Source organism: Allocatelliglobosispora scoriae, assembly GCF_014204945.1.
Classification (GTDB): domain Bacteria; phylum Actinomycetota; class Actinomycetes; order Mycobacteriales; family Micromonosporaceae; genus Allocatelliglobosispora; species Allocatelliglobosispora scoriae.
On the sequence record NZ_JACHMN010000002.1, the window covers coordinates 1,628,777 to 1,644,583 of the forward strand.

The following is a 15,807-nucleotide window of genomic DNA, read 5'->3' on the forward strand; positions in this document are numbered from 1 at the left end:
ACCGAGTCGGCGACAATGCTCGGCATGAGGATCTATGCCGAGCGCAAGCGCCGACTCACCCGCCAGCTCATCGCCGACGCCACCGCCATCGCCTGGAGCGTGCTGTGGATCTGGGTCGCGATCACCGTCTACGGGGTGGTCAAGGCTCTCGCCGCGCCCGGCAAGAAGCTGGAGAGCGCCGGGGTCAGCCTCGCCGCCGACCTCGCCGAGGCACAGTCGAAGGCGCAGGGCATCCCGCTCGTCGGGGAGTCCGTCGGCAAGCCGTTCGGCAGCGCCGCCAACGCCGCCGAGACGATCGCCGAGGCGGGCCGGACCCAGCAGTCGGCCGTCGGCGACCTCGCCACGGTGCTCGCGGTCCTCACCGCCGGGGTGCCGATCCTGCTCGCCCTGGCGCTGTGGATCCCGCTGCGCCTCACCTGGATCCGGGCCGCCAGCATCGCCGCCAAGCTCCGCAAATACGAGGGCGGCAGCGAACTGCTGGCCCTGCGGGCGCTCGCCACGGCACCCCTGCGCCGCCTCGCCGAGCTCGACAGCAACGTCGTGGCCGGCTGGCGCAACGGCGATCCGCAGGCCGTCGAGGACCTCGCCGCTCTGGAACTCGGCCGGTTGGGCCTGCGGGTGACGCCCAAGCGATAGGGCAGGACCGAAACCCGCTGGCCGGGGCGGTCCGCAGGGGCTAGCGTCGGCGTTCGTGCGCACCGTGACCCTGATCCTCGTCGACGACGACGGCAAGCTGCTGGGCGCGCTGCCGCCCTTCCCCGCCGAGGTCCCCTTCTGGCCCGAGGTGGGCGGGGTCGTCACCACGGTCCGGGAGCGCTTCGGCATCGACGTCGCCGTACTGCGGATCCTCTTCACCTCGCTGCCCGTGCCGCACGGCGGCGAGGTGACCTACCTGGCGCAGACCGGCGGGGTGCCCTCGGTCGACCTCGCTCCCGTCGAGGTCGACCTCGACGATCATCCGCACCGGGCCGCCTACGCCCGGGTCGGCGGGCCCGCCGCGTCGCTCGCCTGGGCCGCCGACGCCCTCGACGCCGCCGGGGTCGGGCCGATCACCGGGGTGCTGCAGCAGCGCACCTGGAACCTCTCGGTGATCTGGCGGATCGCCACGGCCGGCGGGCCGGTCTGGTTGAAGCAGGTCCCGTCCTTCTTCGCGCACGAGGGCGCGGTCATCGGCTGGCTCGCCACGGTCGGCGGCGGACCTTCGCTGATCGCCGCCGCCGAGGGGCGGATGCTGCTCCACGACATCCCCGGTGACGACCTCTACGCCGCCGACGCCGGTGTGCGCGATGCCGTCGCCGCCGATCTGCACCGCTATCAGCTCGCCGCCGTGGGGGACGTGGAGCGGTTGGCGGCTCTCGGCGTACCGGACAGGCGCGGAGCGCTTCTCGGAGCGCAACTCGCGGGCGTCGTCGCGGCGCACGGCGGTGGCGATCCCCGGCTCGAAGCGCTCGCGGCCGGACTGCCCGCACGCCTCGCCGAGCTCGCCGCCTGCGGCCTGCCGGAGACCCTCGTCCACGGCGACCTGCACCCGGGCAACGTTCGCGGCGACCTGCACCCGGACGGCGCCCGGACCATCATCGACTGGGGCGACTCGTTCCTCGGACACCCGGGCTTCGACATCCTGCGGATCACCGAGCGCGGCGTCACCGACGACGAGCGCGCCGCGATCACCGCCGCGTGGGCCGACCGCTGGCGCGCCGACGTGCCCGGCTGCGACCCCGAGCGGGCGCTGGAGCTGCTCGTGCCGCTCGCCGCGCTGCGCAATGCCGCGATCTATGCAGCATTCGTCGCCGCGATCGAACCGGCCGAGCACCCCTATCATTCGTCCGATGTGGATTTCTGGCTCGACCACGCGTCGAAACTCCCGGCCTGACAGCCCAGGCGGCGGCCAGTTCGCCACGCGTGCTGGCCGCCCCCGTTTGCCTGAGCCAGGAAATCATCACGCATCGGGAGCGTCAGGCACTGCCACTATGCTGCCGATGACTGCCGTATGACTGACGCCACAGGTCAGCGGCGTGCCACTCGGGGAGGACTGCCGGTGACATCGCAGGTGACGGAGCCGATCCACCGCGACGCGCTGCGGTTCGAGATCCTCGGCCCGGTCCGCGCGCAGCAGGGCGAGCGGGAGATCGACCTCGGCCCGGGCAAGCAGCGCGCCGTTCTCGCGGCCCTGCTCGTCAACGCCAACCGCCCCGTGCCGACCGCGCAGATCGTCGATGCCGTCTGGGGCGAGGAGCCGCCGGAGAACGGCGCCAACGTGGTGCAGAAGTACATCGCCGGACTGCGCCGGGTCCTCGAGCCCGACCGCTCCCCGCGGACACCCGGCGGTCTGCTCGCCCTCACCGACGGCGGCTACGTGCTCACCGTCGCCCCCGGCTGCCTCGATGCGGAGAACCTCGACGAGCGGTTCCACGAGGCCCTGCACCTGCGCGACGAGGGCCGCACCGCGGAGGCCGCCCGGCGGCTGCGCGACGCCCTGAAGCTGTGGCGGGCCGAGCCGCTCGCGGGCTGCACCGGGACCTACTTCGACGCCGCCCGCGACCACCTCACCGAGCGCCGGGCCGCGGCGCTGGAGGCCTGCGTCACCGTGGAGCTGCAGCTCGGCGAGCATGTGAAGCTCGTGCCGGAGCTCGTCGCGCTGATCGCCGAGTTCCCGCTCCGCGAGGAGCTGCGCTACCTGCTGATCCTCTCGCTCTACCGGTGCGGGCGGCAGGCCGAGTCGCTGTCGGCCTATCGGGAGATGCGGCGCTTCCTCGACGAGGAGTTCGGTGTCGAGCCCAGCGAGCGGCTCCAGGAGCTGCACCGGCGCATCCTGCAGTCCGACCCGGCGCTGCTGGGCCGGTCGGCCCCCGTCGTCCACCCTCCCCCGCCGCCGCATCAGCCGGTGCCGCCCGTGGTCTACGTGCCCTGGCAGCCCTATCTCCCGATGCGGCCCACCCCGCCGCCCGCGCACGATCCGTCACTCACCTGGCTCGTCGGCCTCGCCTCGGCGATCGTCCCCATCCTGAGCTGCGGATTCGCCGGATGGGGAGTCGTGGCCATCTTCGCCGCGCTGCGCCGCAGCAAGTGGCTCGCCGCCGCCACCCTCGGGCATCTGGCGGTCACCGTCTTCGCCTGGATCGCGATGCTCACCTCGCCCGAGGACCTCGCCGGGCCCTGGGACGACCTCGGCGTCGTCGCCCTGATCGTCGCCATCGTCGGCGGCTCCGTCCACGGCGGCATCCTCGGCTTCACCTGGCGCAACCTGCCCGGCCGGGCACCCTTCGGCACTGCACCGGCCCGGCCCGCACCGCCGCACGTCCTCGTTCAGCAGGACCGGCGCGAGCAGGCCCGCCAGCTCCTCGCCAGCCATCCGGCGATCGCCCGCCAGCTCCACATCGGCCGGCCGGACCTGCCGCGCGCCTTCGACGACGGCGGGCTCGTCGATGTCAACAACGCCCCCGCCCAGGTGCTCGCGACGCTGCCCGGTGTCACCGCCGAGGCGGCGCAGCGCATCGTGGTGGACCGGCAGCTGCGCGGCGAGCTGCGCTCGGTCGACGAGCTGATCAGCCGCCAGCTGCTACCGCCCTACGTGGTCCACATGCTCCGCGACGAGCTGATCGCACTGTGAACCCGGGAAATCATTCAAGATCTCCTCGCTTCTCGCCGTTGACGACGACAGCGGTCACCAGGGCAGCGACCACCAGGGCCAGTAGCGGGAGCGCGATCGGGCTCAGCGGGGTGAGCAGCGCGAGGACCGACGCGGCGAGGTAGACCACCCGGTTGCGCGGCCGCACCTGCAGCAGCCACACGCTGCAGAGGTAGACCGCGACCGGGATCGCCACCGCGAACGCGGCGCCCCGCTCGCTCAGGTGCGCGGCGTGGGTCGCCGAGTCGGCCGCGACCGCCAGGCCCGCTCCCACCGCGGCCGCCGAGGCGAAGACGACATAGTGGCCGTAGCCCCAGAGAAACGAGGTCCGGTCGGTCTGCCCCAGTCGCTCGTGAGCTGGCCGGTCGAAGTAGACCCACCACATGCCGAAGACGACGACCAGGCCGCTCGCCGCGATCACGACCAGCTCGCCGAGCCGGCCGCCCACGTCGAGCCCGGCCTGGATCGCGACGGTCGCCGAGAGGATCGTCTCGCCGAGCACGATGATGGTGAAGAGGCTGTAGCGCTCGGCGATGTGCTCCGGGTGCCACGTCGTCGCCGACGCCCGCTCCGCCCAGACCGGCACCAGCATCTCGCACGCGACCAGCACCGCGAATCCGCCCAGGAAGCCGAGCTCCGGGCGCACCAGCAGCAGCGCCATCCAGCCGAACTGGCAGACGGTGATGCCGACGGCGTACCGGATGGCGGTCCTGCGGCGCGCGGCGTCGCTCACGGCCGCGCGCAGCCACTGCGCGGCGAGCGCCAGGCGCATCACCGAGTAGCCGATCACGATCACGCCGAAGTCGCGCTGGTCGAAGGCGCGCGGCACGCCTGCGGCGAGGATGAGTACGCCGGCGATCTGCACCAGCGTCACCAGCCGGTAGGGCACGTCATCGGTGTCGTATGCCGACGCGAACCAGGTGAAGTTGAGCCAGGCCCAGAAGATCGCGAAGAAGACGGTGGCGAAGCCGAGCAGGCCCTGGACGATGTGGTCCTCGGCGAGGGCGTGGTGGAGCTTCGCGGAGACCTGGGCGACGGCGACGACGAAGCAGAGGTCGAAGAGGAGCTCCAGCGGGGTGGCTGCGCGGTGGGAGCTGCCACTGCGCGCCGCCATCGGGCGATACCAGGTCACGGCTGCTGATCGTACGTGCCGGTGCAGGCGGGCTCGGCGCAGCCGCTAGGGGCGCTTGTCGTACTGGTAGAGGTTGAACTGCTTCATCAGCTTGATCAGGTTGTCGGCGTAGGTCGGGCTGGTGGCGTAACCGGCCTTGTGGATCTCCCGCGCGAACCGGTCCGGGTCCGCCGTGTAGCGCATCGCCGTCGCATAGCGGGGCAGCGTGGCGAGCTGCTTGCCGTGGTCCAGGAACGACGATCCCAGCGATCCATAGGCCCGGAAGTAGTCCCGCGTCGGGAAACACGTCCCGTCCCGGTTGCACTCGTGCGTCGCGTAGCTGGAGCAGCCGATGGCGATCCCACCCGTACCCCCGAAGCATTTCATCCCGAAATAGCTGTGATCGAGCCGCGTCAGCCAGCTCTTGCCCCAGCCCGACTCCAGGATCGCCTGCGCGATCGTGACCGAGGCCGGCACCCGGGTGTCGACGGCGCTCTGCCGGGCGGGCGCCGCCACCCGCGCGAAGAACGCGGCCTGGCTGGCGGCGGGCACGGTCGGCGCCGCCTGGTTGCACCAGGGGTAGCGGGGTTCGGTCGAGGACCACTTCACGTAGGCCGCCGTGACGAAGCGTCCCGGGCCGAGCGATCCCCAGACCGAGTTGCCGTCGATCGTCTCGCCCCACGCCCGACAGGCCATGTGCACGGCCCGGCCGTTGGGGATCCGCTCGAGAATGGCGTATTTCGTGCCGGGTCCGGAGCGGACGTTGAGCTCGCCGCCGGGCGCGTTGACGCTCGACGTGACGGCGTTGACGGGCGGCTCGCCGCACCAGGGCAGCACGGGTCGCTCGCCGGGCCACTTCAGGTACGCCCCCGAGACCATCCCGCCGGTGGAGAGCCGGTCCCAGAGCGCGGTGTTGCGGGCGGGTCCGCTGACGTATTCGCCGTAGATCCGACAGACGAGGCTGACCGTCGTGTTGTTGGCGACCGTACGGATGATCTTGCGATCGGTGGCCGCGTCGGCACGGACGTTGAGCGGGTCACCACCGGTACCCGTGGTCACCACGGCAGTCCACGTCGGGACTGCGGCAGTGGCTGGAGCTGCCGAAACGGCGTTCAGGCCGGCAATCACCAGCACCGGCACGACGAGGAAATTACTTCGCATTGGCCCCCCTGGTGGTGTTTAATTACCATAACGGACATAGAGGGCAGCCCGTGGGCGAGAGTGATTTCCGGCATGGTTTTCGACCCCCACGGCCCGAGATGATCACGGACCGGGAAGAATGGACACCATGCTGACCCGTCCGGATCTCCGTAATGTCGCGATCGTCGCGCATGTCGACCACGGCAAGACGACGCTCGTCGACGCCATGCTCAAACAGGGTGGTGGCTTCCACGCGCGCGGGGAGATGGCCGACCGGGTCATGGACTCCGGTGACCTCGAACGCGAGAAGGGCATCACCATTCTCGCCAAGAACACCGCCGTGCACTACGCACCGGCCGTGGGCGAACCGATCACCATCAACATCATCGACACTCCCGGCCACGCCGACTTCGGCGGTGAGGTCGAGCGCGGCCTGACCATGGTCGACGGCGTCGTGCTCCTCGTCGACGCGTCCGAGGGCCCGCTGCCGCAGACCCGCTTCGTGCTGCGCAAGGCGCTCAAGGCCCGCCTCCCGATCATTCTGGTGATCAACAAGGTGGACCGCCCCGACGCGCGCATCAAGGAGGTCGTCGACGAGACCTACGAGCTCTTCCTCGACCTCGACGCCGACGAGCACCAGATCGAGTTCCCGATCGTCTACGCCTGCGCCCGCGACGGCATCGCCTCGCTGAAGCAGCCCGAGGACGGCAAGGTCCCCGACGACTCCGACTCGCTGCAGCCGCTCTTCCAGACGCTGCTCGACTCGATCCCGGCACCGACCTACACCGAGGACGCGCCGCTGCAGGCGCACGTCACCAACCTCGACGCCTCGCCGTTCCTCGGCCGGCTGGCGCTGTGCCGGGTCCGCGAGGGCGTCATCCGCAAGGGCCAGACCGTCATGTGGTGCAAGACCGACGGCACCCAGTCCCGCGTCCGCATCTCGGAACTGCTCATGACCGACGGCCTGGAGCGCAAGTCCGCCGACCAGGCGGGTCCCGGTGACATCATCGCCGTGGCCGGCATCCCGGAGATCATGATCGGTGAGACGCTCGCCGACGCGGAGAACCCGATCCCGCTGCCGCTGATCACGGTCGACGAGCCGGCGATCTCGATGACGATCGGCACCAACACCTCGCCGCTCGTCGGCCGGGTCAAGGGCTCCAAGGTCACCGCGCGCATGGTCAAGGACCGCCTCGACAAGGAGCTCATCGGCAACGTGTCGCTGCGGGTGCTCCCGACCGAGCGCCCCGACGCGTGGGAGGTGCAGGGCCGTGGCGAGCTGGCGCTGGCCATCCTCGTCGAGCAGATGCGCCGCGAGTCCTACGAGCTGACCGTCGGCAAGCCTCAGGTCGTCACCAAAGAGGTCAACGGCAAGGTCCACGAGCCGGTCGAGCGCCTGACGATCGACTGCCCCGAGGAGTACCTCGGCGCGATCACGCAGCTCCTCGCGACCCGCAAGGGCCGGATGGAGCAGCTCGTCAACCACGGCACCGGCTGGATCCGGATGGAGTGGCTGGTCCCGGCCCGCGGCCTGATCGGCTTCCGGACCGAGTTCCTCACCGACACCCGCGGCACCGGCATCCTGCACCACGTCTTCGAGAAGTACGAGCCGTGGTTCGGCGAGCTGCGTACCCGTAACAACGGATCGCTCGTCGCGGACCGGCAGGGCGTGGTCACCGCCTTCGCGATGATCAACATTCAGGAGCGCGGCTCGCTCTTCGTCGAGCCCACCACCGAGGTCTATGAGGGCATGGTCGTCGGCGAGAACTCTCGCGCCGACGACATGGATGTCAACATCACCAAGGAGAAGAAGCTCACGAACATGCGGGCCGCCTCCAGCGACACCACGGAGAACCTGATCCCGGCGCGGAAGCTGACGCTGGAGCAGTGCCTGGAGTTCTGTCGCGAGGACGAGTGCGTCGAGGTCACTCCGGTGGCCGTGCGGATCCGCAAGGTCGTGCTCGACCAGACTCAGCGTGGTCGGGCTGCTGCTCGGCGCAAGCACCAGTAGTTGCGCCGGTGGTTTCCTGGGCCTGATCGGCCCGCTCCGGGCAGTCGAGCTTGACCCCGACGCGGGTCGAGCCGGCTCAGGAAACCGGCACGGTAGTTCTCGCGGTGGCACTTTGGGGAATCGGGTGTGATCAGCTTGCTGGTCGCGTCTGGTTCCCCGTTTTCGCGCCCCTCCTCGCGGTGCAAGATCGTGCTGTTTCCCGGAAGTAGTCCCCTCGAAGCGTGTCCGTAGGGGTCACTTCCGGGAAGTAGCGCGATCTTGCATGGCGGTAGGGGTAGTTTCACCACCACCACCCACCCGATCGCGGCGCGAGCAAACTGCGCCCCAGGAGCAGTGCGAGGCACGCATACGAGCACGAAGCGGGGTAGCCTCCCGGGCATGCCTGGACCACTACCGCCCGCGCTGCACGCGATCGATCTGGACTCGATTGATGGGACTGTTTCGATCTGGCTGGGCCCGGTCGGCGGCCCACCGGTCTTCACGCGGGATGCCGAGGTCACGCACTACGCGGCCAGCACGATGAAGGTCGCGGTGCTGGTCGCGCTTCATCGGGCCGCCGAGCGCGGCGACCTGGCTCTCGACGACGAGATCGTGGTGGATAACGAGTTCGTCTCGGTGTTGCCGGGGGCGGGGCCCTTCTCGATCGATCCGACCGATGACAACGACGAGCAGGTCACCGGGCGGATGGGCGAGACGGCGACGCTGGGGTGGCTGGGCGAGCGCATGATCGTGCGTTCCAGCAATCTCGCGACGAACCTGCTGATCGGGGTGCTCGGCACCGATGCGGTCAACGCGGTCTGGCGCGATGTCGGCGCCCGGCACAGCCGGACCGATCGGGGCATCGAGGATGTCAGGGCCCGCGAGACGGGCGTCACCAACCTCGTCACCGCCGCTGATCTGGCCGCTCTGCTCTCGGCGATCGCCGACGGCACTGCGGCGAGCCCGGCGAGTTGCGCGGCGATCCTGGGGATCCTGGAGGCCCAGGAGTACCGCGAGGACATTCCGGCCGGGCTGCCACCGGGGACCAGGGTCGCCTGCAAGAACGGCTGGGTGCCGAATATCCGCCACGGCGCGGCGGTGATCTATCCGGTGCACTCACCGGCGTACATCCTGGTGGTCTGCACGACGACGACGCTGGAGGAATCGGCGGGCGCCGATCTGGTCGCGCGGATTGCCGCCGCGACCTTCCCCGAGTAGCGTCACCCTCCGTGTCGATCATCGCCGTGAGGACGCACCGGATCTCGGTGCCCCTGCATACACCTTTCGTGACGGCGCTGCGGCGCGCGACCAGCGCCGAGAGCCTCATCGTCGAGATCATCGATGACGAGGGCCACTCGGGTTACGGCGAGGCGCCCCAGGTCTGGCAGGTCACCGGCGACTCGATCGCCGGATCACAGTCCTGTGTGGACTCCATGCTCGGCCCGCTGCTGGTCGGCCGCGACCCCGACGACCTGCTCGCGCGCTGCCGCGAGGTCGCGCGGGCGGTCGCCGAGAACCACTCGGCCAAGGGGGCGGTCGACGTCGCGCTGCACGACCTGGCCGCGCGCCGCAACAACCTCTCGCTGGTACGCGCACTCGGCGGCAACGCCACCACCGTCCCCACCGACGTGACCCTCGCCGCCGGTGAGCCCACGGAGGTCGAGGCCGCCACCCGGGCCCGCGTCGGCGAGGGCTTCACGGTCCTGAAGCTCAAGGTGGGCGCCGACGCCGCCGGAGACCTCGCCCGGATCCGGGCCTGCCGCGACGCCGCCGGACCGGAGGTGCGGATCCGGCTCGACGCCAACCAGGGCTGGACGGCCCGGGAGGCGGTCCGGATCATCCGGGGCGTCGAGGAGGCCGACCTCGGCGTCGAGTTCGTCGAGCAGCCCGTCCCCCGGTGGGACCTGGACGGCCTCGCCTGGGTCTCCCAGCGCGTCGACACCCCGATCATGGCCGACGAGTCGGTCTTCAACGTCCGCGACCTCACCGAGGTGATCCGGCGCGGTGCCGCCGACCTGGTCAACGTCAAGCTCGCCAAGTGCGGCGGGCTCACCGCGGCCCGCACCATGATCGAGCTTGCCCGCGCGCACGGGCTCGGCGTCATCGTCGGCTCGATGATGGAGTCCCACGTCGGTCTGGGTGCCGCCGCGGCCCTCGTCGCCGCTCACGGCACCACCGCGGTGAGCGACCTCGACGCCGCCTGGTGGCTCGCGCAGAGCCCGGTCGACGGGGGCATCACCTACGCCGGGAGCACGATCACCCTGCCCACCGGACCCGGCCTCGGACTCACCCTGCGGGAGACGGCATGAGAGCCACCGTACGAGTAGCCGTGGCGACGCTGTGGCGCGAACCCCACGACGACCCGGCAGACGTTCTGATGCTCGGTGAGACCACCGACATCCGTGGCTGGTGCGCCCAGCTCCCCCGGGAACGGCGGATGGATCAGGACTCCGTGCTCGGCCAGCTCCTGCTCGGCGAGCAGGTGGTGATCGACTCCGAGCGCGACGGCTGGGCCCACGTCGTCGTCACCGGCCAGCCGTCCCGGTTCGACCCGCGCGGCTACCCCGGCTGGCTGCCCCGGCACCAGCTCACCGAGGCGTCCGACGAGACCGAGGACCTGCTCGTCGCGGCGACGGCGACCACGCTGCGCGACGCGCCCGACGGCGATCTGGTGCTGCGCGGGGTGGTCCTCGGTACGCGGTTGCGCACGATCACGCTGCCCGGGCGGCGGCACCTCGCCGACGAGGGCGACGACGATCGCGACGGTGACGGCGACACGCTGGGCGACGAGTGGTGGGCGGTGGGCGTACCCGGCGAGGTTGAGCCTTTGTGGGGCCGCGCGCTGGACCTGACCCCCGTGCCGCAGCGGCAGCCGGCGGCGCGTGACGTGCTGATGACCGCGACCCGGCTGCGGGACACGCCCTATGTCTGGGGTGGCATGACGCCCTTCGGGATCGACTGCTCCGGGCTGGTGCACCTGTCGTGGCGGCGGCACGGTGTCGTGCTGCCCCGCGACGCCTGCGACCAGGCGCTCGCCACGACGCCGGTGGAGTTCGGCGAGGAGCGCCCCGGCGACCTCTACTTCTTCGCCCGGCCCGGCGAGCCCGTGCACCACGTCGGCATCGTCGCGGCGGCACCTCGCAACGGCAAGCGGGTGATGCTGCACGCCTCGTCCTCGGTCGGCCACGTGGTGATCGAGGAGCTGACGGGCGACCGCTTCGCCGACCTCGTCAGCGCCGCCCGCGTCCCGCTGTAGCCACGCCGCCGACCGCGCTCACGCCGCACGCCGGAGCACGCCGCCCCGGGTCACGCCGCACCCCCGGTCACGTTTTGCAGCAAAGCGTGGCCATATCGCCGCGCGAGGCCACGGTTTGCTGCAAAACGTGGCTCAGGCGCTGCGGGGCGACGAGATCTTGCGGTCGCGGGACGACTTGACCAGGCTCGCGATCGTCGCGATCACCAGCGTCCCGATGATCACCGTGAGGGAGAGCCAGATCGGGATGTGCGGGGCCCAGCCGACCGGCTCGCCGCCGTTGATGAACGGCAGATTGTTGGTCGCGAGCGCTTCGAGGACCAGCTTCACGCCGATGAAGGCGAGCACCGCGGCGAGGCCGACGGAGAGGTAGACCAGCCGGCTGAGCAGGCCGCCGAGCAGGAAGTAGAGCTGGCGCAGACCCATCAGCGCGAAGACGTTGGCCGTGAAGACCAGGTAGGGCTCCTTGGTGAGCCCGAAGATCGCCGGGATGGAGTCGAGCGCGAAGATCAGGTCGGTCGTGCCGATCGCGAGGAAGACGATGAGCATCGGCGTGAAGAGCCGCTTGCCGTTCTTCGCCACGATGGTGATCTTCGACCCGTCGTACTTGTCCGTCAGAGGTAGGACGCGACGTGCCCACCGGATCATGACGTTTTCCTTGAAGTCGTCCGGGTCGTCCTCACCGTGCTGGAGCAGGGTGTAGGCCGTGTAGACGAGGAAGGCACCGAAGATGTAGAAGACCCAGGAGAACTGCTGGACGACCGCGGCACCGGCGGCGATGAACGCGCCACGCAGGACCAGCGCTATCACGATGCCGATGAGCAGCACCTTCTGCTGGTACTGCCGGGGGACGGCGAACCGGCCCATGATGATCACGAAGACGAAGAGGTTGTCGATGGAGAGGCTGTATTCCGTGAGCCAGCCGGCGAAGAACTCGCCACCGTAGGTGCCACCGTGCTTGCCGTAGACGTAGACCCCGAACGCGACGGCCAGCGCAACATAGAAGAGGACCCAGAGGGTCGATTCCTTCATGGAGGGCTCGTGCGGCCGTCGCGCCACGATGACGAAGTCGATGAGCAACAGCACCATGAGGCCGACGAGGGTGACGCCCCACTCAAGGCTGGACACGTTCATAAATTAACCCTCCGGTAGGCAGCGCAAAACCACCGGAGGTCTCTTCTGCCACGGAAAATCCCGTGACCGACGGAACCGGGCCTCTATGCGCAGGCCGTGCTGACGACTCCGCCGCGAGGGAATACTCCCCTCCCGATCGAACATTATTCTCCATGATGACCTACTCGGGTCCGCTTCCGGGGCTGAAATCGAGTGTGAAAAGATCCTCCAATGGTTGTGGAAGTGGCTATTTTCGACATCGTCCCCGGTCAGGAGGACGACTTCGCGGCCGCCTATGAGCAGGGTCACCACGTTCTCGCCAGCACTCCGGGCTGCCACGGCGTGCGGATGACCCGGGGGATCGAGACCCCGACCCGGTTCATCCTCATCGTCGAGTGGGACTCGGTCCAGGCACACACGCAGAACTTCCGGGAGTCGGAGCGCTTCGGCGTCTGGCGCGGTCTGATCGGCCCCTACTTCGCCACGCCGCCGCTGATGGAGCACTTCATCGACGTGACCGCCGGGGCGCCGGTGGAGGAAGCCAGCCTTGGGCACTAGGCATGACCTGTTGCGCACCATCGACGGTGTGCTCATCTCCGCGAACCACCAGCCCGGCCCCACCGAACTCGCCCTGGTGATAGCGCACGGGTTCACCGGCTCCTGGCGCCGACCGGCGGTACGCAGAGCGGCCGACGTCTTCAACCGGGGCGCCGGCGTCATCAGCTTCGACTTCCGCGGGCACGGCCGCTCCGGCGGCTCCTCCACCGTCGGCGACCAGGAGATCCACGACCTGGAGGCGGCCGTCGCCTGGGCCCGCGAGCTGGGCTACAAGGAGATCGTCACGATCGGCTTCTCCATGGGCGCCTCCGTCGTCGTCCGGCACGCCGCGCTCGTCCGCGGGGTGGCCGCCGCCGTCGCGGTGAGCAGCCCGGCCCGGTGGTACTACCGGGGCACCACGCCGATGCGGCGGGTGCACTGGGTGATCGAACGCCGCCTGGGCCGCCTCCTCGGCAGGGTCGCCCTCCGGACGCGGATCTCCGGCCGGGGCTGGAACCCGGTGCCGGAGTCACCGACCGAGGTGGTCGCCCGGATCGCGCCGACACCGCTGCTCGTGGTGCACGGCGACGCCGACACGTATTTCCCCGTGGAGCACGCTTACTCCCTCTTCGCCGCGGCCAACGACCCGCGCTCCATCTGGATCGAGCGGGAGTTCGGGCACGCCGAAAACGCGGCCACCGAAGAGCTCCTGGAGCGGATCGCCGACTGGATCGACCGGGCGGTCGGCATCACCCGACCGTGACATCCGCACCGGCCGCAGATCTGCGCGGCCGGTGCGGATGCCGCCGTCAGTCGGCCTCAGCCATGATCTTGAGCTCCTTCTTCAGCTCGTGGATCTCGTCGCGGATCCGGGCCGCCAGCTCGAACTGCAGCTCCCGGGCGGCGGCGAGCATCTGGTCGTTGAGCTCGGCGATCAGGGTCATCAGCTGATCGCGGGCCATGCCCTGCGAGTTGGCCTCGACCTTGCCGCCGCGCGACCGCGTGCCCGGTGTCGGTGCCTTGCCCCGCGACAGCTGCCGCCCGGCGCCGCCGACGATCGCACCGCCGGGGCCGTGCCCGCCGAGCGCCGACTCGGTATCCTCGGCCTCTCGGTAGATGTCGTCGAGGATGTCGTGGATGCGCTTGCGCAGCGGCTGCGGCTCGACACCGGCCGCCTCGTTGTATGCCACCTGCTTGGCCCGGCGCCGATCGGTCTCCTCGATCGCCTTCGCCATCGACGGGGTGATCTTGTCGGCGTACATGTGGACCTCGCCGGAGACGTTACGGGCCGCGCGGCCGATCGTCTGGATGAGGCTCGTGCCGCTGCGCAGGAAGCCCTCCTTGTCGGCGTCGAGGATCGCCACCAGGGAGACCTCGGGCAGGTCGAGACCCTCTCGGAGCAGGTTGATGCCGACGAGGACGTCGTATTCGCCCATGCGGAGCTCCTTGAGCAGCTCCACCCGGCGCAGCGTGTCGACCTCCGAGTGCAGGTAGCGCACGCGGATCCCCTGCTCCAGCAGGTAGTCGGTGAGATCCTCGGACATCTTCTTGGTCAGCGTGGTGACGAGGACGCGCTCGTCGCGCTCGGTGCGCAGCCGGATCTCGTGGATCAGGTCGTCGATCTGGCCCCGGGTCGGCTTGATCACCACCTGCGGGTCGACGAGGCCGGTCGGGCGGATCACCTGCTCGACGAACTCCCCGCCGGACTGCCGCAGCTCCCACGGGCCGGGGGTCGCCGAGAGGAAGACCTGCTGCCCGACCCGCTCCAGGAACTCGTCGAAGCGCAGCGGCCGGTTGTCCATCGCCGACGGGAGCCGGAAACCGTGCTCGACCAGCATCCGCTTGCGGGAGGCGTCACCCTCGTACATCCCGCCGATCTGCGGGATCGTCACGTGGGACTCGTCGATGACGGTGATGAAGTCGTCGGGGAAGTAGTCGAGCAGGCAGTGCGGAGGGCTGCCCGGACCCCGGCCGTCGATGTGGCGGGAGTAGTTCTCGATGCCGGAGCAGAAGCCGACCTGGCGCATCATCTCGATGTCATAGGTGGTGCGCATCCGCAGCCGCTGCGCCTCCAGCAGCTTGCCCTGACGGTCCAGCTCCGCGAGGCGCTCCTCCAGCTCGACCTCGATGTCGCGGACCGCGCGCTCCATCCGCTCCGGACCGGCCGCGTAGTGCGTCGCCGGGAAGACGAGCATCTGGTCGACCTCGCGGACCACGTCGCCGGTGAGGGGGTGCAGGTAGGAGAGGCGCTCGACCTCGTCGCCGAAGAGCTCGATCCGCAGCGCCAACTCCTCGTAGGCCGGGATGATCTCCAGCGTGTCGCCCCGGACCCGGAAGGTGCCCCGGTTGAACGCGATGTCGTTGCGCGAATACTGGATGTCGACCAGGCGGCGCAGCAGCTTGTCGCGGTCGATCTCCTCGCCGACGCTGACCTTGACGGCGCGCTCGAGGTACTCCTGTGGCGTGCCGAGACCGTAGATCGCGCTGACGGTCGCGACGACGATGACATCGCGCCTGGTCAGCAGCGACATCGTCGCCGAGTGGCGCAACCGCTCGACCTCCTCGTTGATCGAGGAGTCCTTCTCGATGTAGGTGTCGGTCTGCGGGATGTAGGCCTCGGGCTGGTAGTAGTCGTAGTAGCTGACGAAGTATTCGACGGCGTTGTGGGGCATCAGCTCGCGGAACTCCTTGGCGAGCTGCGCGCAGAGGGTCTTGTTGGGTGCCAGCACGAGCGCGGGGCGCTGCAGCTTCTCCACCAGCCAGGCGGTCGTCGCGCTCTTGCCCGTGCCCGTCGCGCCCATCAGCACGACCTGCCGCTCCCCCGCCCGCACCCGGCGCTCCAGCTCCGCGATCGCGGTCGGCTGATCACCGGAGGGGACGAATTCGCTGACCACCCGGAAGGTGCCGTCGACGCGTGGGATCTCGAGTGCCATGCCCATCAACCTACGCCGTGGGTATGACAGCCTTTGTCGGACCGGACAGGAAGCACGGGACTATACGTGACCACCTCGCTGCAATATTGCGATTGTGTGTCG

13 protein-coding genes are annotated in these 15,807 nt (G+C 69.9%); 9 read left to right on the forward strand and 4 right to left on the reverse strand.

Features of this window, described 5'->3' with window-relative positions; translation table 11 throughout:
* Positions 1-24 precede the first annotated feature (24 nt).
* The 3 genes from F4553_RS13015 to F4553_RS13025 all read left to right on the forward strand — a co-directional run bounded on the left by F4553_RS13015 (position 25) and on the right by F4553_RS13025 (position 3,610).
* Positions 25-636: a hypothetical protein gene (locus F4553_RS13015; RefSeq protein WP_184835790.1), complete on the forward strand. Its 612-nt coding sequence runs from the start codon at positions 25-27 to the stop codon at positions 634-636.
* Positions 637-691: 55 nt separating this feature from the next.
* Positions 692-1,873, forward strand: a complete 1,182-nt coding sequence (locus F4553_RS13020; protein ID WP_312875190.1) for a phosphotransferase family protein — start codon at positions 692-694, stop codon at positions 1,871-1,873.
* Between the two features lie 165 nt (positions 1,874-2,038).
* Positions 2,039-3,610 (forward strand): AfsR/SARP family transcriptional regulator, encoded by a 1,572-nt coding sequence (locus tag F4553_RS13025; protein WP_184835792.1) that lies wholly within the window; start codon positions 2,039-2,041, stop codon positions 3,608-3,610.
* Positions 3,611-3,620: 10 nt separating this feature from the next.
* On the opposite strand, the gene F4553_RS13030 is transcribed toward F4553_RS13025, so the two are convergent.
* The gene (locus F4553_RS13030) at positions 3,621-4,760 is read right to left on the reverse strand and encodes a low temperature requirement protein A (protein ID WP_221469875.1); all 1,140 of its coding nucleotides are present in this window, start codon (positions 4,758-4,760) and stop codon (positions 3,621-3,623) included.
* 45 nt (positions 4,761-4,805) lie between these two features.
* Complete coding sequence (gsmA, locus tag F4553_RS13035) at positions 4,806-5,798, reverse strand: sporangiospore maturation cell wall hydrolase GsmA (protein WP_184835794.1); 993 nt, start codon at positions 5,796-5,798, stop codon at positions 4,806-4,808.
* Positions 5,799-6,027: 229 nt separating this feature from the next.
* Between gsmA and typA the strand changes: the two genes are divergently transcribed.
* From typA to F4553_RS13055, 4 genes are all read left to right on the forward strand, one after another.
* Positions 6,028-7,890 (forward strand): translational GTPase TypA, encoded by a 1,863-nt coding sequence (gene typA, locus F4553_RS13040; protein ID WP_184835796.1) that lies wholly within the window; start codon positions 6,028-6,030, stop codon positions 7,888-7,890.
* A 378-nt stretch (positions 7,891-8,268) separates the two neighbouring features.
* The gene (locus F4553_RS13045; RefSeq protein ID WP_184835798.1) at positions 8,269-9,087 is read left to right on the forward strand and encodes a serine hydrolase; all 819 of its coding nucleotides are present in this window, start codon (positions 8,269-8,271) and stop codon (positions 9,085-9,087) included.
* 11 nt (positions 9,088-9,098) lie between these two features.
* Positions 9,099-10,178 carry a mandelate racemase/muconate lactonizing enzyme family protein gene (locus F4553_RS13050; RefSeq protein ID WP_184835800.1) on the forward strand — a complete coding sequence of 360 codons (1,080 nt, stop codon included), beginning with the start codon at positions 9,099-9,101 and terminating at the stop codon, positions 10,176-10,178.
* Positions 10,175-11,125, forward strand: a complete 951-nt coding sequence (locus F4553_RS13055; protein WP_184835802.1) for a C40 family peptidase — start codon at positions 10,175-10,177, stop codon at positions 11,123-11,125. Before F4553_RS13050 ends, F4553_RS13055 begins: the two co-directional genes overlap by 4 nt.
* Positions 11,126-11,257: 132 nt before the next feature.
* On the opposite strand, the gene F4553_RS13060 is transcribed toward F4553_RS13055, so the two are convergent.
* Positions 11,258-12,256 (reverse strand): TerC family protein, encoded by a 999-nt coding sequence (locus tag F4553_RS13060; RefSeq protein ID WP_184835804.1) that lies wholly within the window; start codon positions 12,254-12,256, stop codon positions 11,258-11,260.
* A gap of 210 nt (positions 12,257-12,466) precedes the next feature.
* On the opposite strand from F4553_RS13060, the gene F4553_RS13065 reads away from it, so the two are divergent.
* Both F4553_RS13065 and F4553_RS13070 read left to right on the forward strand, forming a co-directional pair.
* On the forward strand, positions 12,467-12,793 hold the full coding sequence (locus F4553_RS13065) for an antibiotic biosynthesis monooxygenase family protein (RefSeq protein WP_184835806.1): 327 nt from the start codon (positions 12,467-12,469) through the stop codon (positions 12,791-12,793).
* 10 nt (positions 12,794-12,803) lie between these two features.
* Complete coding sequence (locus F4553_RS13070) at positions 12,804-13,535, forward strand: alpha/beta hydrolase (protein ID WP_246466311.1); 732 nt, start codon at positions 12,804-12,806, stop codon at positions 13,533-13,535.
* 46 nt (positions 13,536-13,581) lie between these two features.
* On the opposite strand, the gene uvrB is transcribed toward F4553_RS13070, so the two are convergent.
* Positions 13,582-15,705, reverse strand: a complete 2,124-nt coding sequence (uvrB, locus tag F4553_RS13075) for an excinuclease ABC subunit UvrB (protein WP_184835808.1) — start codon at positions 15,703-15,705, stop codon at positions 13,582-13,584.
* Between the last annotated feature and the right edge of the window lie 102 nt (positions 15,706-15,807).

What these genes read in the sequence shown, in the direction of transcription:
- F4553_RS13015 (WP_184835790.1), top strand. Translation starts at nt 25, where the DNA reads ATGAGGATCTATGCCGAGCGCAAGCGCCGACTCACCCGCCAGCTCATC.
- typA (WP_184835796.1), top strand. Translation starts at nt 6,028, where the DNA reads ATGCTGACCCGTCCGGATCTCCGTAATGTCGCGATCGTCGCGCATGTC.
- F4553_RS13045 (WP_184835798.1), top strand. Translation starts at nt 8,269, where the DNA reads ATGCCTGGACCACTACCGCCCGCGCTGCACGCGATCGATCTGGACTCG.
- F4553_RS13055 (WP_184835802.1), top strand. Translation starts at nt 10,175, where the DNA reads ATGAGAGCCACCGTACGAGTAGCCGTGGCGACGCTGTGGCGCGAACCC.
- F4553_RS13060 (WP_184835804.1), bottom strand. Translation starts at nt 12,256, where the DNA reads ATGAACGTGTCCAGCCTTGAGTGGGGCGTCACCCTCGTCGGCCTCATG.
- F4553_RS13065 (WP_184835806.1), top strand. Translation starts at nt 12,467, where the DNA reads ATGGTTGTGGAAGTGGCTATTTTCGACATCGTCCCCGGTCAGGAGGAC.
- uvrB (WP_184835808.1), bottom strand. Translation starts at nt 15,705, where the DNA reads ATGGCACTCGAGATCCCACGCGTCGACGGCACCTTCCGGGTGGTCAGC.